The sequence below is a fragment of the Pleurocapsa sp. FMAR1 genome (assembly GCF_963665995.1).
In the GTDB taxonomy this organism is placed as follows: domain Bacteria; phylum Cyanobacteriota; class Cyanobacteriia; order Cyanobacteriales; family Xenococcaceae; genus Waterburya.
The window spans coordinates 766,076-791,575 of sequence record NZ_OY762512.1 but is presented as its reverse complement, the minus strand read 5'-3'; the positions used below and the strand labels follow the sequence as shown (position 1 = coordinate 791,575).

Here is a 25,500-nt window from a genome sequence, read left to right as displayed (position 1 = left end):
TAATTTGTCCTACCTACTTAAATAAAACAGCTATTGCAAATATTCTTGTAGTGCTTTGACCTCTAGTGGTTCAGACTTTAGGGACTGAATGGCAGCTACAGTAGCTTTTGCCCCTGCAATGGTTGTAATAATCGGTAGTTTGTAATCTAGTGCCATCCTTCTAATTAATTGAGCATCTGTTTGAGATTCTTCTCCTGTGGGAGTATTGATAATCAATTGAATTTGATTATTTTTAATCGAATCTACGACATGAGGGCGACCTTCATGGAGTTTTAAAACTAGTTCTACATTCTCAATGCCATTGGCTTGCAGTGACTTTTGTGTTCCTCCAGTGGCAAGTATCTTAAAGCCTAAATCGATCAGGTCTTTGACTACAGGAATGATCGCTTTTTTGTCTCTTTCATTCATGGAAACAAACACCGTACCAGTTAGAGCCAAATCAACCCCTGCACCAATTTCAGCTTTAGCAAAGGCTTTACCAAAGTCTTTATCGATGCCCATGACTTCTCCCGTTGAACGCATTTCTGGTCCTAAGAGAGTATCCGTATTCGAGAATTTATTAAAGGGCAAGACAGCTTCTTTGACGGCAATATGTTTGGGAATAATTTCTTTGGTGACACCCAAAGACTCTAAACTTTTGCCAGACATAACTAGGGATGCAACTTTAGCTAAGGGAACACCCGTGGCTTTAGATACGAAGGGGACAGTGCGGGAAGCGCGGGGATTAGCCTCAATGATAAATACCTGTTCTCCCTGAACCGCATACTGAATGTTCATTAGCCCAACTACTTTTAAAGCGTTAGCTAGTTTTGTTGTCCAGTCGCGAATTGTAGCCACAGCCGACTCAGGTAAGGAGTTATAGGGAATAGAACAAGCGGAATCTCCTGAGTGAATACCAGCCTGTTCGATGTGTTCCATAATGCCACCGATTACCACTTTGCCACCGTGGTCGCACAAAGCATCGACATCAACCTCGATCGCATTTTCTAAAAATTTATCAATTAAAATTGGATGATCGGGTTCTACCTGTACTGCATAGGTCATATAGTGCTTGAGATCGGCATCGGAATAGACAATTTCCATCGCCCGTCCTCCCAATACATAGGAAGGACGCACTACTACAGGATAGGAAATGCGATTAGCAATTCTCAGCGATTCTTCGTAACTACGAGCAATCCCATTAGGAGGCTGCTTTATATCTAATTCTCGTAATATTTGCTCAAATCGTTCCCGATCTTCGGCTGCATCAATAGAATCAGGAGATGTACCCCAAATCTTGGTGTTAGAAGCTTGATTTTCTGCGTCTTCTAAATAATTTTGTAAGGGAATAGCCAACTTCAGGGGAGTCTGTCCACCAAACTGCACAATAATTCCAGTAGGATTTTCGGCTTCGATAATATTTAGTACGTCTTCTTTGGTTAACGGTTCAAAATAAAGGCGATCGCTGGTATCGTAGTCAGTAGAAACCGTTTCAGGGTTGGAGTTGACCATAATGGTTTCGTATCCTGCTTCTGAGAGGGAATAGGCTGCATGACAACAGCAGTAGTCAAATTCAATTCCCTGTCCAATACGGTTAGGACCACCACCGAGGATCATTACTTTGGATTTATCTGAAGGAGTAACTTCTGACTCACCCGCTTCGTAGGTAGAGTAGTAATAAGGCGTATAAGCTTCAAATTCTGCTGCACAGGTGTCCACCAGCTTATACACGGGGATAATACCAAGTTTTTTCCTATATTCGCGCACTTCGTCTTCAGTAGTTTTAGTAGCAAAGGCAATTTGGCGATCGCTATATCCCTGCTGCTTAACAAAGCGCATCTGTTCTGAATCTATTTTTTTGAGGGAAGTACCTTTGAGAAACTTTTCAGTTAGCATAAGTTCCTGCATCTTATCTAAGAACCACATATCAATGGCAGTAAGCTGATGGATTTCTTTGATCGTCATCCCCAGCTTGAAGCCATGATAAATGCTAAAAATTCTCTCTGGGTTAGGCGTACGTAAACTTGAGCGTACTTGGGGAATAGATGGGAGGGTTTCTTGGCGATCGCAACCAAAGCCATAGCGACCAGTTTCTAAGGATCTTAAGGCTTTTTGGAAGGACTCATTAAAGGTTCTGCCAATTGCCATTACTTCTCCTACAGACTTCATTTGCGTGGTCAAAATTGGTTCTGTACCAGGAAATTTTTCAAAGGCAAAGCGAGGAATTTTAGTAACTACATAATCAATAGTCGGTTCAAATGATGCGGGTGTTTTTTGAGTAATATCGTTAGAAATTTCGTCTAGGGTGTAGCCTACCGCTAGTTTGGCAGCAAATTTGGCGATCGGAAAACCCGTTGCCTTAGAAGCTAATGCCGAAGAACGGGAGACGCGGGGATTCATTTCAATTACAATCACTTCTCCATTAAGGGGATTAGTGGCAAACTGAATATTAGATCCTCCTGTTTCTACGCCAATTTCGCGAATAATTGCCAGGGAGTAATCCCGCAAACGCTGATATTCTTTATCAGTTAGGGTTTGGGCAGGGGCAACGGTAATTGAGTCGCCTGTATGTATCCCCATCGGGTCAATATTTTCAATGGAACAGATAATCACCACGTTATCTGCCAAATCCCGCATTACTTCTAGTTCGTATTCTTTCCAGCCTAAAAGAGATTTATCTACTAGAATTTGACTCATCGGCGAAGCATCAAGACCTGAAGCGCAAATTTGCTCGTATTCCTCTTGGTTGTAGGCTATACCGCCTCCTGTTCCGCCCGAAGTAAAGGCAGGGCGAATAATCAAAGGATAGCTGCCGATTTCTAAAGCGATCGCTTTAGCTTCTGCTAAATTATTGGCAATGCCTGAAGGACACATTGGCACCCCAATTTTTTCCATCGCCTTTTTAAACAGCAAACGATCTTCGGCTTTCTCAATGGCAGGTAGTTTTGCCCCAATAAGTTCGACATTATATTTATCTAATACTCCACTCTTTGCCAGAGATACTGCTATGTTCAAGGCTGTTTGTCCTCCCATTGTGGGCAACAAAGCATCTGGTTTTTCTTTGGCAATTACCTTTTCAACCATATCAGGAGTCAATGGTTCAATATAGGTACGGTTTGCCATTTCAGGATCGGTCATAATCGAAGCAGGATTGGAGTTAACCAAAACTACTTCATAGCCTTCTTCTCTTAAGGCTTTACAAGCTTGGGTTCCAGAATAGTCAAATTCACAGGCTTGTCCGATAACAATGGGACCTGAACCAAGAAGTAAAATTTTGTGGATATCGCTGCGACGGGGCATAATACTCTGTCTTTCGCCTAACTTATACTGCTAGCGATTTATTGTATAGTCTCTTGCACCTTATAACGGTATACGCTTTATCTACATTTAATAATTTTTTGCCGCTCGCCAATTATCACGACCCATATCAACTCTTGGTTTGAGCTATTATTTGTCAGTTTTTATTTATTTAATTTTTGCTCTCTTCTCACAATTAATTGAGAATATTCTTGTTTCTCATAATTATTTTGCCGATCAACAAGCTGCAATATTGATTAAAAAGCTAGTTTGGGTAAAGATCCCAACTATTTGATTTGGCATCTGCTTCGTGACAGCCAAGTCTGAATATTCTGTTTCACTTTGTTACATTTTCTGGGGATCATTAATATTTGTTGAATACCATTGACATTGTTGTTAAATTATGGGGGAACACTAATAACGAGGTTCAATTATGACTTTATCTCCAACAGCGATCGCCTTGATCCTAGTTTTAACAACTGGCTACGTAGCGGCAGTTGGTATAGGCACTTGGGCTTATTTTGCCAATGAAAAAAACTATTAAACCCTAAAGCTTAATAGTTTATAAAGTAAGATTCAACAAAATTCAATTTACAGCTAGCTAGGTCTTTCACTTCGTAGCTAGCTGTTTTATTAACATAATATTATAGTCTCAAATACCAAATTAAAAACCATTTGGTAACATTTGACGAATTATCAGAATACCACTCCAGAATTTTAGGCATTAATCAAAAACCGTTTTAACTTTGCGATCATGCTCTTTGATAACATTGTTTTGCTTCGATTTCTTTACCTTGAGCCATCAGAATATCTCCGAGAGAACGATAGACGCTCTTAAAATCTGGCTTGATTGCTAATGTTTTTTGGTAACATTTAATCGCCTCATCTAGCTTATTTCTTTGCTTTAGTAAATCGCCCAACTTCTTGTAAACTTAACCGTAATCGGACTTTAAGGCGATCGCTTTTTGATAATTTCTTACCGCCTCGCCTATTTCTCCTTGCTGATGATGGGCATTGCCAAGGGAAAAATAAATATAGTGCTGGATTATCTGACTCTAAGCCAATAGCTTTTTGCAAGTATTTGATTGCTTCATCAGACTTTTTATCATCCATTAACAGCCTTGCTAATTTAACCTAAAAGTTAGCCTGCCAATCGTGCTTAATTTCTGCTGCTTTTTGATAAGCTAAAAGTGCATCGTTAGCTGTATCATTTTTTTTAATCAAAAGATCGGCGTAAGTTTTATATGCCCTAGCCGACAAATCAGGATTAAGCTCAATTGCTTCAGCCTAGGCAGCGATCGCACCATTAATTTTGTTTTGCTTCAAAACTTCGGCTAATCATAAGATAAAAGCCATGTCTATCTGGATTTAAGCCAATAGCGCGTCTATAACATTTTATCGCTTCTAGCCAGTTTTTCTGGATTTTGTATACCTCTGCCAGCTTGAGTAATGGTTGAATATAATCAGGCTTGAGTTTAATTTACTTTTGGTAGCTAAGGATCGATTCTGTTAATAATCTTTGCTCTCGTAATTCATTGCCTTTTTTGAAGCTAGCTTGCTTTGGCTAACAAATTACCACTAACTTTTTTTGATAATTGAGCATTATCATTTGTGACTTTTGAATCTTCTTTTTGCATCGACGTATCATTAGACATAACTTGTTTTAAAAGTAGATGTTTTAAAATTTATCGGTTTAATAGATAAGTCCAAAAACCCATTTACCAAATGGTAAGATTTGAATGCATAATTAGTTTTGGCGATCGCTCTTGAATATTTAGCAAGAGCTTTAGTTCACTGTCTAATATATGAGCAAAAAAGTTCCCAGTTCAAGTTTTTAAATTAGGGATTTTCAAGAATCAACAATAGTCAAAGAAACTAACTGATGTTACGCACTCATCGATCTTTAAGGCGCAAGGCAACGCTCACCGTTGCGAATTTGGAGACGCTTCAACTAGACTACGCTCTTCGTCACCCCATCACCCCGTCACACCAGTTAGATTAAATGCGTAAAGTCAGAAACTAACTATTTATTTTCTTGATTAGCATTTGGATCTCTATCTAATAAATCTTCAAGGAATTGAAATGAAATATCATCATCTTCCTCATTCAATCTTAGAGTTTTACCATTATTGCTTTTTTCGCTATCCGTATTAGCACTATCCGCATTAAGATTTTCTAACCATTCTGAAATATTTTCGGTATTTTGGTTAGGTGTTTCTAATCCATCTAACCACTCTGAAATATTATTCATGTCGTCAGATTTATCATCGCCTAAATCGGTTATTTCCGCAGTTTTATCACTTAATAAATCAGAAGGTGAATTGGCTTTTCTCTCTAACCTTTCGTCAAAACCAAGTTCATCTAAATCAACTCTTTGATTAAGAGTATCTGTACCAATACTATTAATTAAATCATCAATGGAGTTATCCGCATCATCAAGGGTAATCTCGTCTAAGCTAATCTCGCTCGACTCAGCAGTGTTATCAAAAGCAAATTCATCTGAACTAGCACTGACTGAACTATCGGCATCATCAAAGGTAATCTCGTCTAAGCTAATCTCGCTAGAGTCAGTAGTGTTATCAAAAGCAAATTCATCTGAACTAGCACTGACTGAACTATCCACATCATCAAGGATAATCTCGTCTAAGCTAATCTCGCTAGAGTCAGTAGTGTTATCAAAAGCAAATTCATCTGAACTAGCACTGACTGAACTATCGGCATCATCAAAGCTAATCTCGTCTAAGCTAATCTCGCTAGAGTCAGTAGTGTTATCAAAAGCAAATTCATCTGAACTAGCACTGACTGAACTATCGGCATCATCAAAGGTAATCTCGTCTAAATTAGCGAGATCATCTAAGCTATAATCCGTCTCATCAGAAGTAATTTCAGCATCAGCGATAATATTAGTTTCAAAGTAATTGTTAATTCTAGTGTCTAATATGAAATCACTATCTTCTATCTCTGAATCCACTTCAGTAGTAGCAGTATTATCTACAGAATCTGAGACTGTGCTATCTGGCGCATTCCACTCGCTAGTGGTGCTGTCTACCCAGTTGGTGTCTTCTAAGTCTGTTTCCGTAGGTTGCTCACTGTCTTGACTAGCAAACAATCCAGATGCTGCTGCGCTTTCAGTCTGAGTAGCATCATTGGCAAAACCTGATGTTGGCTCAAATATTTCATCTTCAGACTTTGATAACTCCACTTCAGTAGTGGCGGTATTATCTACAGAATCTGAGCCTGTATTGTCTGGCGTCTTGACTAGCAAACAATCCAGATGCTGCTGCGCTTTCAGTCTGAGTAGCATCATTGCTGATTCCACTCGCTAGTGGTGCTGTCTACCCAGTTGGTGTCTTCTAAGTCTGTTTCCGTAGGTTGCTCACTGTCTTGACTAGCAAACAATCCAGATGTTGCTGCACCACCAAAGGCTGCTGCTCCTCCTGCTAATGCTGCGCCTCCAGTTTGAGTCGCATTATTGGCAAAACCTGATGTTGGCTCAAATATTTCATCTTCAGACTTTGATAACTCCACTTCAGTAGTGGCGGTATTATCTACAGAATCTGAGCCTGTATTGTCTGGCGCATTCCACTCGCTAGTGGTGCTGTCTACCCAGTTGGTGTCTCTAATAGCTGTTGTATCGTCGTCTTCTGTCTCTAAATTGATTTCTTCAATTGGGCTTTCTTCTCTGAGGACATAATCACCTCTAAATTCTCTGGCATTTTCAGTCTCAAAGGTGGTGTCATTATCTTCTGTCACTGACTCTGTAGTTTCTTCTTCTCGATCGCCAAAAAATCCAGAAGCTGCTGCTGCGCTACCTCCTAAAGCTGCACCAGTTGCCGATACATTGTCAAGTAATCCAGAAGAATCATTTAAATCATCGGCCTGTATTCTTGTTGACTGTTCAGTAGTTCGTAATATTGTTTCTTGATCTGTTGTAAATTCATTTACGGGATCAGAAGGTATTTCAACTATAAGATTATCGATATCAGTTTCGGGTTGAGCAACCACATTTTCTAACTCAAAGCGATCGGTATCGACTTCTTCAATATCTTGATTATTGCGATCGCCTATTCTATTAGTAGCTGCTGCACCTCCTGCTATGGCTGCACCTCCTAAGTTGGAAGTTGCTCCCAAATCACCCGTTGCAGTTGTTCTTCTAGGCGATACACCATCAATATCTGGATCGAAGGCAACACTGCCTCCTTGAGGAGCGTTAGGTGAAGGAGTATTGCCTACGGCAGGCTCTTGATCGCTTCTGTTTCCACGTTTTAAAGAGGATATACCCAGTAATGCTAAAAGTGGTAATCCTATTATTATAGGTATCCACCACCACCAATTACCCTTCTTTGTGGCGGTCGCATCACCCTGAGCATTTTCCGTATCTGCTGCGTTTGGATTGGCATCTGCTTGAGCAATTGCATCAATGTTAGCCGTACCGCTTTCTTTTAAATCAGGATTAACTTCACCGCTTTCCTTTACATCAGAATTAACTACGCCACTGTCTTGAAATTCGGGATTGATTTTACCGCTACCCTCTAAATCAGCGTTAACTGTACCACTACTCTCTAAATCAGCGTTAACTGTACCACTACCCTCTAAATCAGCGTTAACTGTACCACTACTCTCTAAATCAGGGTTTGTCTGTGTCAGAGTTGGAGTATTGCTATCAGCTTGAGCTAAAAGGAAAGCCTTTGCTGGTTTTGATACTCCGACTACAGCCAGTAGTACCGCTAATGTAATTACAGGATTATTTTTTTTATGTAACATTTTAGGTCTAAAATTTTATTTGATTTATTGGCGATAATTATAGAGGTCAGATAGGCAAGATATATGGAAGGGTTATCTTGTTTTAAGCATTAGTAGTTCAGTATATATAGCCGATTTTTGTTCAGTTCACATAATATTACCAAAAACACAGAGATCTTTCTATTCTCTTAAAAAACTAGCTAACGATTATACAAAATATGAAAAATCATAGTGAAATAGGTAATTATCATTTGAAGCATTTTACTTTTTATATTTAATTCTGCCTAGCTACTTGGGTCATTACAAAAAATCAGGAGCTAGTAAAATTACTAGCTCCTAATAAAATTATTTTTAACTTTGATTAAAGTGCGCCGGCATTAGCCAAGCCTAAAATTACCCCTGCGCCTAAAACATGACCAAAACTAGTAGCACCTAAGAGTGCAGGTAGTCCCATGCCGCCAAATAAGGCTGGAGAAGGCAAGGCTGGCCCAACACTTTTATTTTTGATGGTAAATCTACCAAAGGCGATCGCAGCTATATTACAAACAATCATCACAATAGCCACTTTAGGACTCCAGGATACGGTGTTAGGTACTGTTGCTGCTAATAATGTTAAATAAGTCAAAGTAATTTTCTCCTTATATTGTTTATTTGTTTATCTTTGCTGAATCGATAATAATTTTATTCCTTTAGTTAACAGTAAGTATTAATCGATGTTGCAATATTTATTAATCAAGTAAAGTTTTATATACAAAAATAGAGTTTTCCAATTTAGCTTTTGATCCTAGTTTATGTTTAGATTGAGATAAGCTAGGGGCTGTGGCTCAGTAGGATAGAGCAAGCGCCTCCTGAAAAATCGGGCATGATGAAGGAAACTTCATTCATGAATGTGGTCAAATTCAAGGAAGCCTAAAGTTGTAGTTATTTACAACCACGGTAATCTTGAGCCAAGCTCTATAGTTCCTGGTAGAGAAGGTGCAGAGACTGGTTGTAGGTCTAAAATCAGGAAAGTATAAAGATCTAAATTTATCTTAACTATGCCTACAACATAACGGCCACCGCCTAAAGGTAGCTTACCCAAGGTGAAGGGATAGTCCAGAGAGTGAGGAAACTCACACCAATCTGAAGCGCTAGGTCGCCAGTTCAAATCTGGCCAGTCCCGCTATCTCATTCTATTTTGATCGTCTTTAAAATTTTATTGCGTAGTAGTGATTTGTACCGTGAGAAAAATATACACTCACATACAGACGGAATAATTTTGATCGAGATATTTTTTATGGCTTATTACTGGTTTAAAGCATTTCACCTAATTGGTGTAGTGGTGTGGTTTGCAGGCTTATTTTATCTGGTGCGACTGTTTGTTTATCACGCAGAAGCAGAGCAAGAAAGCGAACCTGCTCGTAGCATTCTTACCAAACAGTACGAGCTAATGGAAAAGCGTCTTTACGGCATCATTACCACCCCAGGAATGATTGTAACTGTAGTCATGGCGATCGGCTTAATTTCTACTGAACCAGAAATCCTTAAATCTACTTGGCTGCATATTAAATTAACTTTTGTGCTTTTGCTGATTGGCTATCATTTTTTCTGCAAGCGGATAATGAAGCAATTGGCTGCTGGAGAATGTCAATGGTCAGGACAACAGTTTAGAGCTTTAAATGAAGCACCGACAATACTTTTAGTTTTAATCGTTCTTTTGGCAGTATTTAAAAATAATTTGCCTTTAGATTTGACTACTTGGCTAATAGCAGGTTTGGTATTGGCTATGGTGGCGAGTATCCAGCTTTATGCTAAAAAACGTCGTCAAGATAAAGAAAAGTTAGCTCAAGCAGAGCAACCAGAGGTGGCTTTAAAAGGATAAAGGATGAGGGATGAGGAAAAATAAATCTGTTGATTATTAATTACTAATTGCTGCTTCTCTCATCTTTATTTGTTAATTAATGTTTTTAAGAAGACTGCATCTGCGCTCATTTCGGAATTATGTTGATCGCCAGATAGAATTTACCGCCAGAAAAACTATTTTAGTTGGCAATAATGCCCAGGGAAAATCCAATTTATTAGAAGCAGTAGAATTACTCGCCAGTCTTAAGAGTCATCGTACCATTCGCGATCGCGAATTTGTTTTAGATACTGCCACTGCTGGGCAAATTGAAGCTACTCTAGAACGTGCTTATGGAACTAGTGAACTAAGCATTATTTTTCGCAAACAAGGGAAACGAACTGTTGCTCTAAATAGAGAATCTTTGCGTCGTCAGTTAGATTTTCTGGGTGTACTTAATGCAGTACAGTTTTCTAGCCTAGATTTGGATTTAGTTAGAGGTGCGCCAGATACTCGCCGTAACTGGATTGATGGCTTATTGATTCAACTTGAACCAATATATGCCAGTATTTTACAAGAGTATAACCAGATATTACGACAGCGTAACGCTCTGCTCAAAAAAATGCGTGCCATTAGACAAGATGAGTCAACAGGATTTATTGATGCTTATGAACCTCAACTTAGATTATGGGATAAACAGTTAGCAGCAGCAGGCTCTAGAATTGCTCGTAGACGCGCTAGGGTGATCGCCAGACTAGCACCTCTTGCTCAATCTTGGCATCAACGCATCAGTGGGGAAACTGAACGCTTAGAGATCAACTATCTTCCTAATGTGGAATGGACAGAAGATGAACCTATAAGAGTACAACAGGCTTTTTTAGCTAAAATTGAGCTACGTCGTGTTGCAGAGCAGTTTCAAGGCAAGACGGTTGTAGGCACACACCGCGATGAAATAGATTTTATTATTAATCAGACACCTGCTCGCTATTATGGTTCTCAAGGACAGCAACGTACTCTCGTATTGGCTTTGAAATTAGCAGAATTAAAGCTAATTGAAGAAGTCATTGGTGAACCACCTTTGTTGCTTTTGGATGATGTCTTAGCCGAACTCGATCCTAATCGTCAAAAGCAACTTTTAGCAGCAATTGGCGATCGCTTTCAAACCATGATTACCACTACCCATATTGATAGCTTTAATTATGATTGGATAAAAGGCTCCCAAATCTTATCTGTCGAAGCAGGAAAAATAAGTGAGGTTTTGCTGAATTAAATCAAAGTTAAAAATTAGTAATCAGTAATCAAAAATGGATTCAATTCAAGTAAATGGTATTCGTGCCTATGGTTATGTAGGTTATTTACCCGAAGAAAGAGTTTTAGGACAGTGGTTTGAGGTGGATTTAACTCTCTGGGTAGATTTAGCCACCGCAGGTCACAGCGACGATATTAAAGATACTGTGGACTATCGAGAAGCGATCGCCATGGTCAAGTCGCAAATTACCACTGCTAAGTTTGATCTAGTTGAAAAGTTAATTAGTGCGATCGCCGATAAACTATTAAGCTTAGAGAAAGTCAATCAGGTTCGCGTCAAACTCTCTAAACCCGCAGCACCAATTCCTGATTTTGGTGGCAAGATAACTTTAGATGTCACTCGAAGTTTAACTTAACTATACAGAAAAATTACTTTTTGACAATTAGTAACAATACTTAATTGGTAGTATGTAGGTTATTATTTTTAGGCATTTGTGAGCATAAAGATTGCTATTCAATTGGGCAAATTAATAATAGAAGATGATTCAACAAGCCGATTAAGCATAGAAGACACGAAGGTTTCCGCCGACTGTATTGTCTTTTTCACGCTATTAGCTATTTTGAGTTTGGGAAATGCCACCATTTCTCAACCTTAAAATCAATTTAAATTATTAATAAAGGAATTTGTGTCGATGAACAGAAAGATAAAACTTACAACTAATTTAATTTGGCAATATTTTAATCAGCAGCTTTTTCACAAGTATTCTATTTGGAATGTTAAGCATTTTTGGTATTTATATCAAATTACCTTGTTTAGAAAATGCTGGGAACAAGAATACCCTCAAAAGACTAATCATCGGTCTTAAGTATCTATTGTCAAAAATTCAATTTTTTTATTTTGAGAAAAAACTTTCTCCTTAAACAATTGTTAACCAGATAAGGGAAAAGAATTATTAGTCAAATGTTGGTAATTTGCTTAATAACCTTTTCCCTTTTAAATTAAATCCCTAACTTTTTTTGCAGGTTAAAACTATACGAGTTAATGGCTGTTGCTTATTTTGCTCAGAAAGATCTAGCAATTTTAAACTTCCCCCCATAGTTTCTAATAATGTTTGAGATAGCAACAGCTTCATGTTGGCAGATAAGCTAATCTCTTGCAGAAACTGTCGTATTTCTGTTAAGTTGCTGCTATCAAAATTTGCTTCAATACCTTTTTGTTCTTGCCATAAAGTAATCGGACATTCTAGATCTATTTCAACAGTAACCGTCTCAGATGTAACCTTGGTTGTTGAAACTTTAATTCTCCCTGTGTTCATAAAAGCAATGCCACTATCAATCAAGTTAAAAATTAATTGAATCAGGCGATCGCGATCTGCATATACTGTAATAGTAGGATCGGGAGCAACAATTTCTAATTTTAAATTGTAGTTAGCTGCTTGAAGATGAGTTAAACGCTTAATTTCGCTAAATATTTCTGCTAGCTGCAAAGATTCTAAGTTTAATTGATTGCTGCCATATTCGGTTTTGGATACAGCTACAATTTCATCGATTAGCTTGAGTAACTTTAGTGCAGATTGATAGGCTTGAGCAATAAATTCTTTTTGTTCTTCTGGGCTTTCGCAAAGATCTGAGAGAATCAACTGATGTAACCCAATCATGCTGCTTAGAGGCGATCGCAATTCATGGGAAGTTCGAGCTAAAAAACCCGCCTTAAATTGGCTCATTTGTGCTGCCATTTGATAAGCAAGCTGCGCCTGTTTAAGTTCTTCCTTTAGCTCATCAATTTCGTTCATAATTCAAAAGATGGATTCTTTAGTCAAGCCAACTATTATGCACTAGAATTAACAATTCCACGCCTACTAATGATCTTAACTGCTAATGGTTATCCGTAATATACTTTTGTTAATTTAGCATAGCTTTAAATAACGTTATGTGTTAATTCAAGGATTTAATAGTCACGCTTCCTTGACGTAAAATCTGCCATTTTTGATTCTGCCAGCAAACAATTGTTGAAGGAAGTCCACTAGCTATTTTGGTTTTTGAGCTTAAATCAGCACCTTCTAAAACCAAAACAGCAGGAAACTCCTGATTTATAGCTTCCATTGTAGTCAAAGCATCATTTCCAGAAAGATTAGCACTACTGGTAGCCAAAACACCAGTTTCTTTTAGTATTTCTAGAGCTACAGGATGCTTAGGAATCCGAATCCCAACTGTATTAGAATTGGTTGGGTTAATTACCGCAGGTACTTTAGGTGAGGCGGGCAAAATCAGAGTTAACGCTCCAGGCAAATATTGATCGATTAACTTTCGCCAAACTGCTAACTCCTCAGAAGTATAAACCGTATAGCTCAATAACTCAGCGATCGATGCTCCCATCAAAATTAACGGTTTAGAATCAGGACGTTGCTTGAGTTGAAAAATAAGCTTGGCTTGCTCTGGCTTGCTTGCTAATGCAGGTACTGTATCCGTAGGAAAACTAACGGCTCTACCCGCGATCGCTCCTTGAATTAATTCCGTTTGAGAAACCTTAACCATTATTGACTATTAATGTACGTTCGCCCTTAACTACTTACCTATTCACCGTCGATATGCCAAGACAAAACGCTCAATGCCATTAAGATCGGAAGATATTTTAATATCATAATATTCTCTCTGTTGTTCAAGAAGTTCAACAACTAGATCCGACTGACCAAGCATAATTTCAATTAACCAAACCCCCCCAGAAACCAAATATTCGGGAGCAGTTGTAATTAAATGACGAATATCATCCAAACCATCTCCACCGCCGTCGAGAGCCAAGCGAGGCTCGTGTTTAGCAACTTCTATTTGTAATTGAGACAATTGACCTGTCGGAATATAAGGCGGGTTAGAAACCATTCCTCTAACTTTACCTTTGAGAAACTCCAAAGGACTCCACCAGCTACCATGATAAAAATTAATATTTGCTAACTTTAAATTATTTGCATTCTCCTGAGCGATATTTAAAGCATCCTGGCTTAAATCCACAGCATGAATAGTTGCTTGGGGAAAAATATCTGCTAGTCCCAAGGCGATCGCACCGCTACCTGTCCCCAAATCTACCCAATGTGTTGCCAAAAAATGCTTATTTGATTTGGCTGCTTCAACAGCAAGATCGATAATCAATTCAGTTTCAGGGCGAGGAATCAAAACGGCAGGGGTAACTTTTAATTGAAAACGTCTCCAAAAAACAGTTTCCGCCAGATATTGAACTGGTAGATTTTCTTGAAGACGCTGCTGCCAAAGCTGCTTTAGCTCTGATAAAGATTTAGTGCTTTTAATTTCTGGTAGATTTTGCCAAGAACCTAAGCGTAGAGAAATACCGCTTAAACTAGTAAGTGTTTGTAATAGCCAATCAACCTCACTTTGGTCAATATTACAGGCGATCGCAGCTTCTTTTGCCTGTTGATACCAATAATATAATTTTTCGCCAGCAATAAGGTTCAATTTTAATTATTTTGCGGGTACTGCCTCAGGAGCGGGTGCTGCGCTAGGTGCGGGTTGCACAGATGCATTTTGGAGAAACTCAATTGATTCAGCAGAAGGAACTAAAACAATTTTCTCTAACATTTTGTCTTCACTAGTTTCTAAAGTTTGAATCACCCCTTCCAAGGGAACAACCTCAATATTTACGCTAGCAGCTACATCAGGCTTTTGCTGTTTAAACTTGGCAACCATCTCTTCTAGCTGTTGTTTATCGAAGAAGAAAGGAATTACCTGTTGAGAGTCTTTTTCAATGGTTAAATAACCCTTGTCCTCTCCACCTTTTGCCACAAATAAAGGCACTCCACCCTGATATGGCTGTTTATTAGCTTCGCCAATGGTTTTAGCCGAATTGACTGCTTCCTCTTGAGGAACGTAATGAAATTCTAAAGCATTTTCTTGGCTTTGAGAAGATTGACCTAATTTGTGTACTTCTCCTAATGAGACAGGAACAACTTTGACCTTACTTGCCAATTCTGGGTTTTTTGTTTTTAACTGGTTAACAAATTGATTAGCATCATTTTGGCTAATAAAAACCCCTGCTACTTTACCTTTATCGTTACCTTCACCTGATGCGACTAAAGGCGCACCTTGTTCATCAGCTATTGTAAATACAGGAACAGGATTTAATTTTTGTAATACTTCCGCTTCAGGTAAAGCCAGTGCTGCCATATTACCTGCTATTGCCGAACCTAAAAAAGCACTTCCTGCTATTCCCAAAGTTGTACACCAACGGACCAATAGTTTGCTCATAGCTTTATGTTTCATTATACCAATTACCGCCTACACATTATGTATAGAAAATTGTGAATTACTGGATAACCAAGTAGCTATTATGCTTACCTGATTTGCCTATATTTATTAATTATATTTATTTTTAAAAATTATCAATCAATAATGAAATGATTATCTGAAAAAAGATAAATTACTATTTTCACTACACTATACAAGTAAATACAATTTTCATCTTGGACTATAATTATAAAATATTGGATAAATGCCTCAATTCTTTCTAGCAATTATCAATATTCCTAAGAATTCTAATTCTAAATCGGGATGACAGGATTCGAACCTGCGACATCCTGCTCCCAAAGCAGGCGCGCTACCAAGCTGCGCTACATCCCGTGACAAATAAGACTTACAACGACCTAAATACGTTCCAGTTTCTTATCAACTTAATTAGATTAACACATTTCTACATCAATAAATTGGTTTTTCTAGGCAAAATCTGGGCGTTATCCATGTTTTCAGGAAATCAATCAAAAGTAAGTATTGGCAAGGTTTCTATAAATATCAAAGCCAACAAATATAGAATCAGATTTACTTAAGCAGAATGTAAGTGATGTAGGCTTTTAAATACTCTAGTCAGGTGATAAAAACTAAATCTTGACTACCAAAGCTGTAAAAAAATCTTGATCGCCATACCGAGATCTAGATACAATTAACCCTGTGTCATTTGTCTAAAGATATTTATGTCTGAGATGAGATCTACTCCTTTTAGTCTGGGCGAAATCGCTGCCGAAGGGATTAAACCAGAAGAATACCAAGAAATTGTCAATCGCTTAGCTCGTCATCCCAACAAAGCAGAATTAGGAATGTTTGGGGTTATGTGGTCTGAACACTGCTGTTATAAAAATTCTCGACCGTTATTAAGTCAGTTTCCCACAACAGGCAAAAGAGTTTTAGTCGGACCAGGAGAAAACGCAGGAGTAGTAGATCTTGGTAATGGTTTACAGCTAGCTTTTAAAATTGAATCTCATAATCACCCTTCAGCAGTCGAGCCTTTTCAAGGTGCAGCCACAGGAGTAGGCGGAATTTTACGAGACATCTTTACGATGGGTGCGCGTCCCATTGCTATCCTCAATTCTCTGCGCTTCGGTAACTTAGAAGATGCTCGCACCAGACGTATATTTCAGGGCGTAGTCGAAGGTATATCTCACTATGGCAACTGCATCGGCGTACCAACCGTAGGCGGAGAGATCTATTTTGATCGAGCTTATACGGGCAATCCTTTAGTCAACGCCATGGCATTAGGTCTGATGGAAACTGATGAAATTGTCAAGTCTGGAGCATCAGGCATTGGTAATCCTGTATTATATGTTGGCTCAACCACTGGTCGAGACGGCATGGGAGGAGCGAGTTTTGCCAGTTCTGAACTAACTGACAATTCTCTGGATAACCGCCCTGCGGTACAGGTAGGGGATCCTTTTTTAGAAAAGTCTTTAGTCGAAGCTTGTTTAGAAGCTTTTAAAACGGGTGCGGTGGTTGCAGCACAGGATATGGGTGCAGCGGGATTAACCTGTTCGACTTCGGAGATGGCAGATAAAGGTGGTGTGGGCATTGAATTGGATTTGGATAAAATCCCTGCTAGAGAAACAGGCATGACTCCTTATGAATATTTATTGTCAGAATCTCAGGAAAGGATGCTATTTGTCGCCGAAAAAGGACGAGAACAAGAGTTAATCGATATTTTCCATCGTTGGGAGCTTCAGGCGGTGGTTGCAGGTTCGGTAATCGAAGAGCCAGTAGTCAGAATCTTATACCAAGGGGACATAGCAGCAGAAGTAACTGCTACTGCTTTAGCTGATGATACTCCTATCTACAAACGTGAATTACTAACTGAACCTCCTGCTTATGCAAAAGAAGCTGCCAAATGGACTGCTGATAGCTTACCTGGGTGCGATTATCAGGGTATAGACGTGCAGGGAACATACAAAACCTGGAATGAAATTCTACTGCAACTGCTAGATACACCCACTATCGCTTCTAAGCAATGGGTATATCGCCAATATGACCATCAGGTACAAAATAACACGATTCTTTTACCAGGCGGAGCAGACGCAGCGGTAATTAGAATTCGTCCTCTAGATGCCAAACCAGAAGACTGCACTATTGGCGTAGCTGCCACCACCGACTGCAATCCTCGCTATGTATATTTAGACCCCTATGAAGGGACAAAAGCTGCCGTGGCTGAAGCTGCCCGTAATTTAAGCTGTGTTGGTGCCGAACCGATAGCAGTTACGGACAACCTTAACTTTGGTAGTCCAGAAAAACCAGTAGGTTATTGGCAGCTAGCTAATGCCTGTCATGGTGTGGCGGATGCTTGCCGAGAAATGTCTACTCCCGTCACTGGTGGAAATGTTTCTCTTTACAATGAGACACTTGATTCTCAAGGAAATCCTCAGCCTATATATCCCACTCCCGTAATTGGTATGGTGGGTTTGATACCTGATATTACTAAAATCTGTGGGCAAGCTTGGCAACACGAAGGCGATATTATTTACTTACTCGGCAATCTTGAACCAACTTTAGGCGCATCAGAATATTTGGCTGCCATTCATCAGACGGTAGCGGGAAAACCCCCTGTAGTTGATTTTGAATTAGAGCGTAAAGTTCAAGCAGCTTGTCGTCATGGAATACGCCAAAAATGGATTCGCTCGGCTCACGATCTTGCAGAAGGTGGCTTGGCAGTTGCCTTGGCAGAAGCCTGTATCGGTAAAAACTTAGGTGCAACTGTTACTGTCCCTGTATCTAATTCCCAACGCTTAGATGAAGTGCTATTTGGCGAAGTTGCTAGCCAAATTGTGGTATCGGTTAATCCTGAGATGGTTAAGGCTTGGGAGGCACACTTAACTGATAATTTTAGCGATCGCTGGACAAAGATCGGGATGGTAAATCAATCTAATTCAGATTTAAACATTTTAACTGATGATAATCTTACGTTAATTAATGTTAGGATCAATATACTATCTACTACCTGGAAACAGGCAATAGAAACTAGGTTAGCTTTTTAGTACCTAATTACTATATTCAAAGATTTAAAGTTAAAATCTTCTAATCAATCATTATAGCGACATAACGACGTAACTTGCTAGGAATAAAGGCAGTTTTATTTCTGGTTACAGTTTCTTAAATAGAAAAGTCAATTGTTCTAAAATTTATAATCGGGCCTTAACACAACTACAATTATTTCTCGAAGCGGTCAGGCTAAAAGATGTGAAAAACATCAACAACCATTTCAAATACTTATTTACCGCCAAATAGGAGCAAGTCAAGAGCATGATGCCACAACAGTCTTTCGATTGGACAGAAGATTCTCTAATGAGTAATCAGCGTGAAGACAAACCAGAAGAAGCCTGTGGTGTTTTTGGGGTATATGCCCCAGATAAAGCATTAGAAGTGGCTAAACTCACCTATTTTGGTTTGTATGCTCTACAACATCGGGGACAAGAATCAGCAGGTATCGCCACCTTAAATAAAGGAGATATTTACTGCCATAAAGATATGGGTCTGGTATCTCAAGTATTCAATGAAGAGATCTTAGAGCAGCTACCTGGAGAAATTGCTGTTGGTCACACTCGCTACTCAACTACAGGCTCTAGCTTAAAAGAGAATGCTCAACCCGTTGTTTTAGATACTAGACTGGGCAAGTTAGCTTTGGCTCATAATGGTAATTTGGTTAATGCCGTAGAACTTAGAAAACACTTGATCGAGAGAGATGCCAGCTTTATTACCTCTACCGATTCAGAAATGATTGCCTTGACCTTGGCTGATGAGGTTGACAAGGGCAAAGATTGGTTACAGGCTGCTATTAGTGCCTTTAAACTGTGTATAGGCGCATACAGCTTAACTATTGCCACTCCCGCGGGTCTAATGGGCGCGCGCGATCGCAATGGGATTCGTCCGTTGGTAATTGGTGTTTTATCAGGAGAAAAGGGCGCAAGCGATCGCTATGTACTATCTTCAGAAACCTGTGGTCTAGATATTATTGGTGCGGAATACGTGCGAGACGTAAATCCTGGAGAACTAGTTTGGATCACCGATTCTGGTTTAAAATCAGTTTATTGGGCAGAAGAAGTAGAGAAAAAGCTTTGTATTTTTGAAATGATTTATTTTGCTCGTCCTGATAGCGTCATGCACAATGAAACGCTATATAGCTATCGTATTCGCTTAGGTAGACAGCTAGCAAGAGAATCCTTTGTCGATGCCGATTTAGTTATTGGTGTGCCTGACTCAGGTATTCCAGCAGCGATCGGGTTTTCCCGTGAATCTGGGCTTACTTATGGTGAAGGGTTGATTAAAAATCGCTATGTAGGGCGTACCTTTATCCAGCCTACCCAAAGTATGCGCGAGGCTGGCATCCGTATGAAGCTAAATACCCTCAAAGATGCTTTACAGGGTAAAAGAATTATTATTGTGGATGATTCTATAGTTAGAGGTACAACCAGCAAGAAAATTGTCAAAACTCTTAGAGATGCAGGCGCAACTGAAGTTCATATGAGAATCTCTTCTCCTCCTGTGACTCACCCCTGTTTTTATGGCATTGATACAGATAACCAAAATCAGCTTATTGCTGCAACTAAGTCTGTCAAAGAAATTGAAGAACGGATCGGTGTAGATACCCTGGCTTATTTAAGTTGGTCAGGAATGCTCGAAGCAACTCAAGAAAACACCGAAAATTTCTGTTCAGCTTGTTTTACAGGAGACTATCCCGTATCTATTCCCGAAGATATTAGACGTTCTAAGTTGATGTTAGAAGAAACAAAAGTTTGAGTTTAGCTGATAGTTTTTATTGAGGTAACTTACCTAGAAATTAGCGTTGCTCGATTGTAATGCTATATAAATTTTTTGTTTACTTATTCGGAACTTAAAGAATACCCAAAAGCTAAAAGCGGTGCAGCGCGGTCTTTGCAAGCGGAAATGCTTCTGTTTAAGAAGCTTATTCCACGCTTGCGGTGTTGGTTTCCAAAGGCGGCTTTTCTGTGGGAAGCTTCCTACAGAAAACGCGCCGTACAAAGAGCGACTGCGCCAAGAAGCTAAAAGCTAAGAGCTAAGAGCTAAGAGCTACGAACAGTAATATTTTGTAGGTCATTACCTAAATCAGCAACGCCCAGAGATTAAATGACTTTATATAATTCTATTGGTCAAGGATATAACCACACCCGTCAGCCAGATCCTAGAATTGTTGAGAGATTAATTACTCTGCTAAATTTACCCTTAAAAACAACAATTGCTGATGTTGGTGCAGGTACGGGAAATTATAGTGATGCGATCGCTAGTCAGGGTTATTCAGTAATTGCCATCGAGCCATCGGCAGTTATGCAGGCTCAAGCACAACCTCACAAAAAGGTTAAATGGATAACTGCTGCTGCCGAACAAATTCCTTTAGCTGACAATTCTGTTGATGGGGCAATAGTTATGTTAGCACTGCATCACTTTCAAGATATTGCAGCGAGTATTAAAGAAATCAATCGGCTTGTAGGTAAGGGAAGAATAGTCATTTTTGCGTTTGAACAAAGTAAAATTCCTGATTTTTGGCTTACAGAATATTTTCCCTACTTTATTCAGGATACCTTAGCCACTTTTCCTAGTACACAAGATATTGCTACGCAGATTAGGCAGATTACTCATAAGCAAGTAGAGGTAATCCCTTTTTTGTTACCTCAAGATTTAAGCGATCGCTTTGCTGCTGCTGGTTGGTGTCAACCAGAAATTTATTTAGATCCAGAAGTACGCAACGGTATTTCTTCTTTCTCTAAAATGCTTCCTGATGAGTTACAAGCAGGCATACATAAATCAAATCATGTGCGATTCGTTGAAGCCGCGAAACTCTAGAAATTAGAGAAATAGAAGCTTCCAGGTGATGACAGGGAGAAAACTGTATGTAACCTGAACTGATAGTTGGATGGAGGTTAAAGTCCCCCCATCTAAGAGATAGATGACTCCTTATCTGGCACTACTGAGTAGGCTCGGAATCCTACAGGGTAAAGCGTGCAGCAGGGCGGAATTAGAGGCAAAACAGATAGCCACACTACCGCTAATAGGGAGATGTCATGGGTAAACAGGTTCTAGGAAAATGTCTTAATTTGGAGCCATAATCTGAACAACAAATATGGACTTTATTACCGCCTATTCTCGTAGCGTTTGTGGTTGACAAGCTACTTCTCTGAGAAGGTAATAGACAAATTGAACCGCCCTAAAACATCAGTCAATCTAACCATCGGAACGAATAAAAACTCTGATACTTGGTTTCAGGAATCGAAAACCTGAATAGGCTAGACGAGTAGCGGAAAACCAAGCAGAGGGTAGGATGAGGCGTGCAGAGTGCGAAGCACTCAGATCGTCGTCTTCGACGACTGGGAAAGCTTTGCTTTCCGCGCCTCAAGGATATCAGAACAATGTTCAACTAAGAAGGTAATAATTATGACGCATAGCATAAGTTATAGCGATAACTGGAAATTTGCCGACTGGAAGGGATTTCAGAAAGTATTATTTCGCCTCCAAAGGAGAATATACAAAGCAACTAGAGAAGGAGACAAAGCTAAGGCTAAAAGTCTACAGAAGTTGATTCTATCTTCTCGTTCAGCAAGGATGCTAGCAATTAGACAAGTAACTCAACTAAACACAGGAAAGAAAACGGCTGGAATTGATGGCAAGAAATTATTGTCATTCAAGGAAAGGTTTGACTTAGAGGAAACTCTAAGAAAGAACTACAAAACTTGGGTACACCAGGGACTTCGCGAGATACCCATTCCTAAAAAGGATGGCAGCAAGCGAATACTGAAAATACCAACAATAGCCGATAGAGCATATCAATGTTTACTGAAATATGCTCTAGAACCAGCACACGAAGCAACGTTCCATGCTCGAAGCTACGGGTTTAGACCAGGACGAGGCACACATGACGCCCAAAAAAACCTGTTCAACAATCTAAGAAGCAAAAGCAACGGAATTAAAAAGAGAGTTCTAGAAATAGACATCTCTAAATGCTTTGACCGCATAAGTCATAAATCCATCTTAGACATAGTTATTGCTCCCGATTTTATTATAGACGGAATACGTCGATGTCTTAAAATCGGAGTTAACCCACAGTTTCCCAATCAAGGTACACCGCAAGGTGGAGTTGTAAGCCCATTATTGGCTAACATTGCTTTGAACGGCATAGAACTAATTGGGGAACAAAGGACATCTAAGTGTACTCGTTATGCGGATGACATGGTTTTCATACTAAAACCAGAAGATAGTGCAGAACAAATACTTGCCAAAGTTGAAGAATTTCTTGCCAAACGAGGAATGGAAGTTAACCAAAAGAAGACCAAAGTAACGGCTTCGACAGATGGTTTTGACTTTCTTGGATGGAAATTTTACGTCCAAAAAAACGGCAAGTTTAGGAGCATCCCATCAGTGGACAACTTCAAAGCTTTTCGTAACAAAGTTAAATACATCGTCAACAACTCTAACTATGATGCGGAAACAAAAGTGTCAAAGCTAGCGCCTGTCGTTAGGGGATGGCGCAATTACCATAAATTCTGCAAGATGGACGGTTCAAGATTCAATTTAGGGAGATTATCCCAAAGAACATTCAAAGTGTTCTTAAAACAAAAATCTATAAACCGCTATAAAGCAGTCAAAATGGTCAAAAACGCCTTCCCAACTGTTAGTTACTCAGAGAACAAATTTGTCAACGTCAAAGGAGAAAAGACTCCTTTTGATGGAGACATAAACTACTGGGCAAAGAGAAACAGTAAATATTACGACGGAGCAATAGCAAGCACGCTTAGAAAACAAAATCATTCATGTGGATATTGTGGATTGAAATTTCTCTACGGAGAAAAAGTAGAATTACATCATATTGATGGTAATCACAACAACTGGGACAGGGAGAATCTAATCGCCAATCACAGAAGCTGTCACCACTATACACACATGGGCAAAGGTCGGAAAGACTAAAGATATTCGGGAGCCGTATGCGGTGAAAGTCGCACGTACAGATCTAAAAGAGAGGGGCGGAGCGTAATAGCTCCCCTCGACTCTACCAGATATTAATAGCGGTACTTGGTTACAAAAATATGGCTATCTACAACAGCAAGCCGAATATGATGCTGGTTATCGTATTTTAGTCATTTCAGAAGCTCTTTGACCAAAGCGATCGCTTGACTCGCAGTTTCGACTCGAAAAACTCGCTCAGATGCTAATTCAGCAAAAAACTGATAGGTTGATTTACTTTGATTTAATAAAATTACTGGCTTAAGGTTTTTTAAAGCCAAGGCTACTTCTGATGCAGTTCCTAAACTCATGCCACAGGCAATTACGACGTTGGAAGACAACACATTAATATTATTTCGTCCATTACCTAAATCAGTGACAATGGGAATATCTACAGCCTCCGACATTCCTACCGTATTATTACTTGGCAAAATTCCTACTACTAATCCCCCAGCAGCTTTGGCACCACCACTCGCTGCGTCCATCACCCCTGCTTTTCTCCCTCCAGTGAGCAGCACCCAACCTTGTTTAGCAACTAATTTACCTAACTGATAAGCTAGTTCAAGATCTTGTGGAGTGGCTGCATTCCCTGCACCCATAACCCCAATGACAACTTTGCTCATTAAATTTGCTGATTAATGGACAATATCCGCCGAGGTTAAAGCGATCGCTAGAAAGAGAGGTTCATTTTCTCCTTGATCGTGAACCTCTATCGATCGACTTACTTAATAAAGTTTAAGCAGTAGCCAATTCAGGCTGAGTACGCTTACTATTGCGAATACCTTCGATAGCCTCAGCATAGTCAGCAGCTTTGAATACGGCAGAGCCAGCTACAATCGCATTAGCACCAGCATCTATAACCTGCCAAGCATTATTAGGCTTTATTCCACCGTCAACTTCGATCCAAGGATCTAAGCCTTTTTCGTCGCACATTTGACGTAATTGAGCTATTTTACTTACCATTTCTTCAATAAAGCTTTGACCACCAAAACCAGGATTGACGCTCATAATCAAGACTAGATCGCAAAGAGGAAGAACGTGTTCGATCAAAGATAAAGGAGTACCAGGATTTAATACTACTCCAGCTTGCTTACCTAGTTCGCGGATTTGTCCTAAAGTGCGATGCAGGTGAGGAGAGGCGTTGTGTTCTGCATGAACGGAGATAATATCCGCACCAGCTTTAGCAAAATCTTCGACATACTTTTCTGGTTCAACAATCATTAGATGCACGTCCAAAGGCTTTTTAGTAAGAGGACGAACAGCTTTAACAATCATTGGACCAATAGTAATGTTAGGTACAAATCTACCGTCCATAACATCAATATGAATCCAATCAGCACCAGCTTTGTCTACAGCTTCGATTTCTGCGCCTAGGCGGCTAAAATCTGCTGATAAAATTGAGGGAGAAATAACAGTTTTCTTATTAGACATAATTTATTTTTAGGGTGTGAGGTTTTGTAACGAGTGTAACAAAAATTCATCTATTTAGCCAATAAAATATCATCTTTTCCCTGGAACAAACTGTAAGCTATGCTAATGTATTTTATTTACTTACAACGGGTTTCAAATAAATAGACCACAATATTCAAACTAACCAACTTAAATTTTTTGCAAGAGAACCATATGAAAAGCCTTTTGGAAAGATTTAGAACAAGGCGCGATCGCCTTACCTCCATACCTAATATTTGATTTGTAGTACCCTGCTCAAACTTATAGCCAATTATTATTACTTCCCTTGGCTATTCTAAAGTTTCTAAGTTTGATGTGAGTAGTTTAAGTTGGCGGTTGGCAGCTTCGTAATCTAAGAGAAGACTTAATACTTTATCTTCAATCTTTAGTTTCTCTTCTTGTTGCCTTTCTAACTTTGCCTTAGCTGCCAACAAGTCTGTATTTGTAGAGATATAGTTAGTCCACTTCTTCTTACTGGTATAGTCGATTCTCTCTTCTGTAACAGCTAGTCTCTCGTCAATCAGGGCAATCCTCGACTCTGACTGCTGGAGTTTTGAAGAGTTGGCGATCGCCATGTCGACTATTACCAGTCCATAGATAACTAATTTACTAACCCTCTTCATCTACCCAAAACCTCGATTGCGTGGAACTTCTTTAGTTCTATTGTTCCCAATAGCTGATGGTTTTTGAGCAGAGTT

The 25,500-nt window shown here is 39.4% G+C and carries 24 protein-coding genes and 1 tRNA gene; 9 read left to right on the top strand and 16 right to left on the bottom strand.

Going from position 1 to position 25,500, the window contains the following annotated elements:
• Window positions 1–30 precede the first annotated feature (30 nt).
• Window positions 31–3,279: a carbamoyl-phosphate synthase large subunit gene (carB, locus tag SLP02_RS03930; RefSeq protein WP_319419346.1), complete on the bottom strand. Its 3,249-nt coding sequence runs from the start codon at window positions 3,277–3,279 to the stop codon at window positions 31–33.
• A 430-nt stretch (window positions 3,280–3,709) separates the two neighbouring features.
• Between carB and SLP02_RS26495 the strand changes: the two genes are divergently transcribed.
• Window positions 3,710–3,820 (top strand): endonuclease, encoded by a 111-nt coding sequence (locus SLP02_RS26495; RefSeq protein ID WP_413467101.1) that lies wholly within the window; start codon window positions 3,710–3,712, stop codon window positions 3,818–3,820.
• A 208-nt stretch (window positions 3,821–4,028) separates the two neighbouring features.
• Here the strand turns inward: SLP02_RS26495 and SLP02_RS26490 are convergent, their stop codons facing one another.
• From SLP02_RS26490 to SLP02_RS03905, 7 genes are all read right to left on the bottom strand, one after another.
• A complete protein-coding gene (locus SLP02_RS26490) occupies window positions 4,029–4,196 on the bottom strand; it encodes a tetratricopeptide repeat protein (protein ID WP_413467100.1) in 168 nt (55 codons plus the stop codon).
• A gap of 12 nt (window positions 4,197–4,208) precedes the next feature.
• Window positions 4,209–4,268 carry a hypothetical protein gene (locus SLP02_RS26485; protein ID WP_413467322.1) on the bottom strand — a complete coding sequence of 20 codons (60 nt, stop codon included), beginning with the start codon at window positions 4,266–4,268 and terminating at the stop codon, window positions 4,209–4,211.
• Between the two features lie 314 nt (window positions 4,269–4,582).
• On the bottom strand, window positions 4,583–4,717 hold the full coding sequence (locus SLP02_RS26480; RefSeq protein WP_413467321.1) for a hypothetical protein: 135 nt from the start codon (window positions 4,715–4,717) through the stop codon (window positions 4,583–4,585).
• A 582-nt stretch (window positions 4,718–5,299) separates the two neighbouring features.
• Complete coding sequence (locus tag SLP02_RS03920; protein WP_319419344.1) at window positions 5,300–6,583, bottom strand: hypothetical protein; 1,284 nt, start codon at window positions 6,581–6,583, stop codon at window positions 5,300–5,302.
• Window positions 6,580–8,040: a hypothetical protein gene (locus SLP02_RS03915; protein WP_319419343.1), complete on the bottom strand. Its 1,461-nt coding sequence runs from the start codon at window positions 8,038–8,040 to the stop codon at window positions 6,580–6,582. Before SLP02_RS03915 ends, SLP02_RS03920 begins: the two co-directional genes overlap by 4 nt.
• Before the next feature lie 340 nt (window positions 8,041–8,380).
• Window positions 8,381–8,644, bottom strand: coding sequence for a photosystem I reaction center subunit PsaK (gene psaK / locus SLP02_RS03910; protein WP_319419342.1), 264 nt, complete (start codon window positions 8,642–8,644; stop codon window positions 8,381–8,383).
• Window positions 8,645–8,944: 300 nt separating this feature from the next.
• Entirely contained in the window at window positions 8,945–9,166 is a 222-nt protein-coding gene (locus SLP02_RS03905) for a hypothetical protein (protein ID WP_319419341.1), read from the bottom strand.
• Between the two features lie 129 nt (window positions 9,167–9,295).
• Here SLP02_RS03905 and hemJ point away from each other — a divergent pair, with 129 nt between their 5' ends.
• The 4 genes from hemJ to SLP02_RS03885 all read left to right on the top strand — a co-directional run bounded on the left by hemJ (window position 9,296) and on the right by SLP02_RS03885 (window position 11,742).
• The gene (gene hemJ / locus SLP02_RS03900) at window positions 9,296–9,880 is read left to right on the top strand and encodes a protoporphyrinogen oxidase HemJ (protein ID WP_319419340.1); all 585 of its coding nucleotides are present in this window, start codon (window positions 9,296–9,298) and stop codon (window positions 9,878–9,880) included.
• Between the two features lie 79 nt (window positions 9,881–9,959).
• On the top strand, window positions 9,960–11,108 hold the full coding sequence (gene recF, locus SLP02_RS03895) for a DNA replication/repair protein RecF (protein ID WP_319419339.1): 1,149 nt from the start codon (window positions 9,960–9,962) through the stop codon (window positions 11,106–11,108).
• A gap of 34 nt (window positions 11,109–11,142) precedes the next feature.
• Window positions 11,143–11,502 carry a dihydroneopterin aldolase gene (gene folB / locus SLP02_RS03890; RefSeq protein WP_319419338.1) on the top strand — a complete coding sequence of 120 codons (360 nt, stop codon included), beginning with the start codon at window positions 11,143–11,145 and terminating at the stop codon, window positions 11,500–11,502.
• A gap of 78 nt (window positions 11,503–11,580) precedes the next feature.
• On the top strand, window positions 11,581–11,742 hold the full coding sequence (locus tag SLP02_RS03885) for a hypothetical protein (RefSeq protein WP_319419337.1): 162 nt from the start codon (window positions 11,581–11,583) through the stop codon (window positions 11,740–11,742).
• A 351-nt stretch (window positions 11,743–12,093) separates the two neighbouring features.
• On the opposite strand, the gene SLP02_RS03880 is transcribed toward SLP02_RS03885, so the two are convergent.
• From SLP02_RS03880 to SLP02_RS03860, 5 genes are all read right to left on the bottom strand, one after another.
• Window positions 12,094–12,879 carry a sensor histidine kinase gene (locus SLP02_RS03880; protein WP_319419336.1) on the bottom strand — a complete coding sequence of 262 codons (786 nt, stop codon included), beginning with the start codon at window positions 12,877–12,879 and terminating at the stop codon, window positions 12,094–12,096.
• 142 nt (window positions 12,880–13,021) lie between these two features.
• Window positions 13,022–13,621, bottom strand: a complete 600-nt coding sequence (locus tag SLP02_RS03875) for an L-threonylcarbamoyladenylate synthase (RefSeq protein ID WP_319419335.1) — start codon at window positions 13,619–13,621, stop codon at window positions 13,022–13,024.
• 42 nt (window positions 13,622–13,663) lie between these two features.
• A complete protein-coding gene (gene prmC, locus SLP02_RS03870; protein WP_319419334.1) occupies window positions 13,664–14,551 on the bottom strand; it encodes a peptide chain release factor N(5)-glutamine methyltransferase in 888 nt (295 codons plus the stop codon).
• Window positions 14,552–14,557: 6 nt separating this feature from the next.
• On the bottom strand, window positions 14,558–15,340 hold the full coding sequence (locus tag SLP02_RS03865; RefSeq protein WP_319419333.1) for a Tic22 family protein: 783 nt from the start codon (window positions 15,338–15,340) through the stop codon (window positions 14,558–14,560).
• Between the two features lie 298 nt (window positions 15,341–15,638).
• Window positions 15,639–15,712 (bottom strand) — tRNA-Pro (locus SLP02_RS03860).
• A gap of 347 nt (window positions 15,713–16,059) precedes the next feature.
• On the opposite strand from SLP02_RS03860, the gene purL reads away from it, so the two are divergent.
• From purL to SLP02_RS03840, 4 genes are all read left to right on the top strand, one after another.
• Window positions 16,060–18,381, top strand: coding sequence for a phosphoribosylformylglycinamidine synthase subunit PurL (gene purL / locus SLP02_RS03855; protein WP_319419332.1), 2,322 nt, complete (start codon window positions 16,060–16,062; stop codon window positions 18,379–18,381).
• A gap of 265 nt (window positions 18,382–18,646) precedes the next feature.
• Entirely contained in the window at window positions 18,647–20,140 is a 1,494-nt protein-coding gene (purF, locus tag SLP02_RS03850) for an amidophosphoribosyltransferase (RefSeq protein WP_319419331.1), read from the top strand.
• A 348-nt stretch (window positions 20,141–20,488) separates the two neighbouring features.
• Entirely contained in the window at window positions 20,489–21,202 is a 714-nt protein-coding gene (locus SLP02_RS03845; protein WP_319419330.1) for a class I SAM-dependent methyltransferase, read from the top strand.
• A gap of 585 nt (window positions 21,203–21,787) precedes the next feature.
• Entirely contained in the window at window positions 21,788–23,317 is a 1,530-nt protein-coding gene (locus SLP02_RS03840) for a group II intron reverse transcriptase/maturase (RefSeq protein ID WP_413467320.1), read from the top strand.
• Window positions 23,318–23,487: 170 nt separating this feature from the next.
• Here the strand turns inward: SLP02_RS03840 and SLP02_RS03835 are convergent, their stop codons facing one another.
• The 3 genes from SLP02_RS03835 to SLP02_RS03825 all read right to left on the bottom strand — a co-directional run bounded on the left by SLP02_RS03835 (window position 23,488) and on the right by SLP02_RS03825 (window position 25,425).
• Complete coding sequence (locus SLP02_RS03835; protein WP_319419328.1) at window positions 23,488–23,976, bottom strand: TIGR00725 family protein; 489 nt, start codon at window positions 23,974–23,976, stop codon at window positions 23,488–23,490.
• Window positions 23,977–24,088: 112 nt separating this feature from the next.
• Window positions 24,089–24,784 carry a ribulose-phosphate 3-epimerase gene (gene rpe, locus SLP02_RS03830; protein ID WP_319419327.1) on the bottom strand — a complete coding sequence of 232 codons (696 nt, stop codon included), beginning with the start codon at window positions 24,782–24,784 and terminating at the stop codon, window positions 24,089–24,091.
• A gap of 308 nt (window positions 24,785–25,092) precedes the next feature.
• The gene (locus SLP02_RS03825; RefSeq protein ID WP_319419326.1) at window positions 25,093–25,425 is read right to left on the bottom strand and encodes a hypothetical protein; all 333 of its coding nucleotides are present in this window, start codon (window positions 25,423–25,425) and stop codon (window positions 25,093–25,095) included.
• Window positions 25,426–25,500: the final 75 nt, after the last annotated feature.

What these genes read in the sequence shown, in the direction of transcription:
- carB (WP_319419346.1), bottom strand. Translation starts at nt 3,279, where the DNA reads ATGCCCCGTCGCAGCGATATCCACAAAATTTTACTTCTTGGTTCAGGT.
- purL (WP_319419332.1), top strand. Translation starts at nt 16,060, where the DNA reads ATGTCTGAGATGAGATCTACTCCTTTTAGTCTGGGCGAAATCGCTGCC.
- SLP02_RS03915 (WP_319419343.1), bottom strand. Translation starts at nt 8,040, where the DNA reads ATGTTACATAAAAAAAATAATCCTGTAATTACATTAGCGGTACTACTG.
- SLP02_RS03920 (WP_319419344.1), bottom strand. Translation starts at nt 6,583, where the DNA reads ATGATGCTACTCAGACTGAAAGCGCAGCAGCATCTGGATTGTTTGCTA.
- SLP02_RS03845 (WP_319419330.1), top strand. Translation starts at nt 20,489, where the DNA reads ATGACTTTATATAATTCTATTGGTCAAGGATATAACCACACCCGTCAG.
- hemJ (WP_319419340.1), top strand. Translation starts at nt 9,296, where the DNA reads ATGGCTTATTACTGGTTTAAAGCATTTCACCTAATTGGTGTAGTGGTG.
- SLP02_RS03825 (WP_319419326.1), bottom strand. Translation starts at nt 25,425, where the DNA reads ATGAAGAGGGTTAGTAAATTAGTTATCTATGGACTGGTAATAGTCGAC.
- SLP02_RS26495 (WP_413467101.1), top strand. Translation starts at nt 3,710, where the DNA reads ATGACTTTATCTCCAACAGCGATCGCCTTGATCCTAGTTTTAACAACT.
- SLP02_RS03835 (WP_319419328.1), bottom strand. Translation starts at nt 23,976, where the DNA reads ATGAGCAAAGTTGTCATTGGGGTTATGGGTGCAGGGAATGCAGCCACT.
- SLP02_RS03880 (WP_319419336.1), bottom strand. Translation starts at nt 12,879, where the DNA reads ATGAACGAAATTGATGAGCTAAAGGAAGAACTTAAACAGGCGCAGCTT.
- SLP02_RS03865 (WP_319419333.1), bottom strand. Translation starts at nt 15,340, where the DNA reads ATGAGCAAACTATTGGTCCGTTGGTGTACAACTTTGGGAATAGCAGGA.
- purF (WP_319419331.1), top strand. Translation starts at nt 18,647, where the DNA reads ATGATGCCACAACAGTCTTTCGATTGGACAGAAGATTCTCTAATGAGT.
- rpe (WP_319419327.1), bottom strand. Translation starts at nt 24,784, where the DNA reads ATGTCTAATAAGAAAACTGTTATTTCTCCCTCAATTTTATCAGCAGAT.
- SLP02_RS03875 (WP_319419335.1), bottom strand. Translation starts at nt 13,621, where the DNA reads ATGGTTAAGGTTTCTCAAACGGAATTAATTCAAGGAGCGATCGCGGGT.
- folB (WP_319419338.1), top strand. Translation starts at nt 11,143, where the DNA reads ATGGATTCAATTCAAGTAAATGGTATTCGTGCCTATGGTTATGTAGGT.
- recF (WP_319419339.1), top strand. Translation starts at nt 9,960, where the DNA reads ATGTTTTTAAGAAGACTGCATCTGCGCTCATTTCGGAATTATGTTGAT.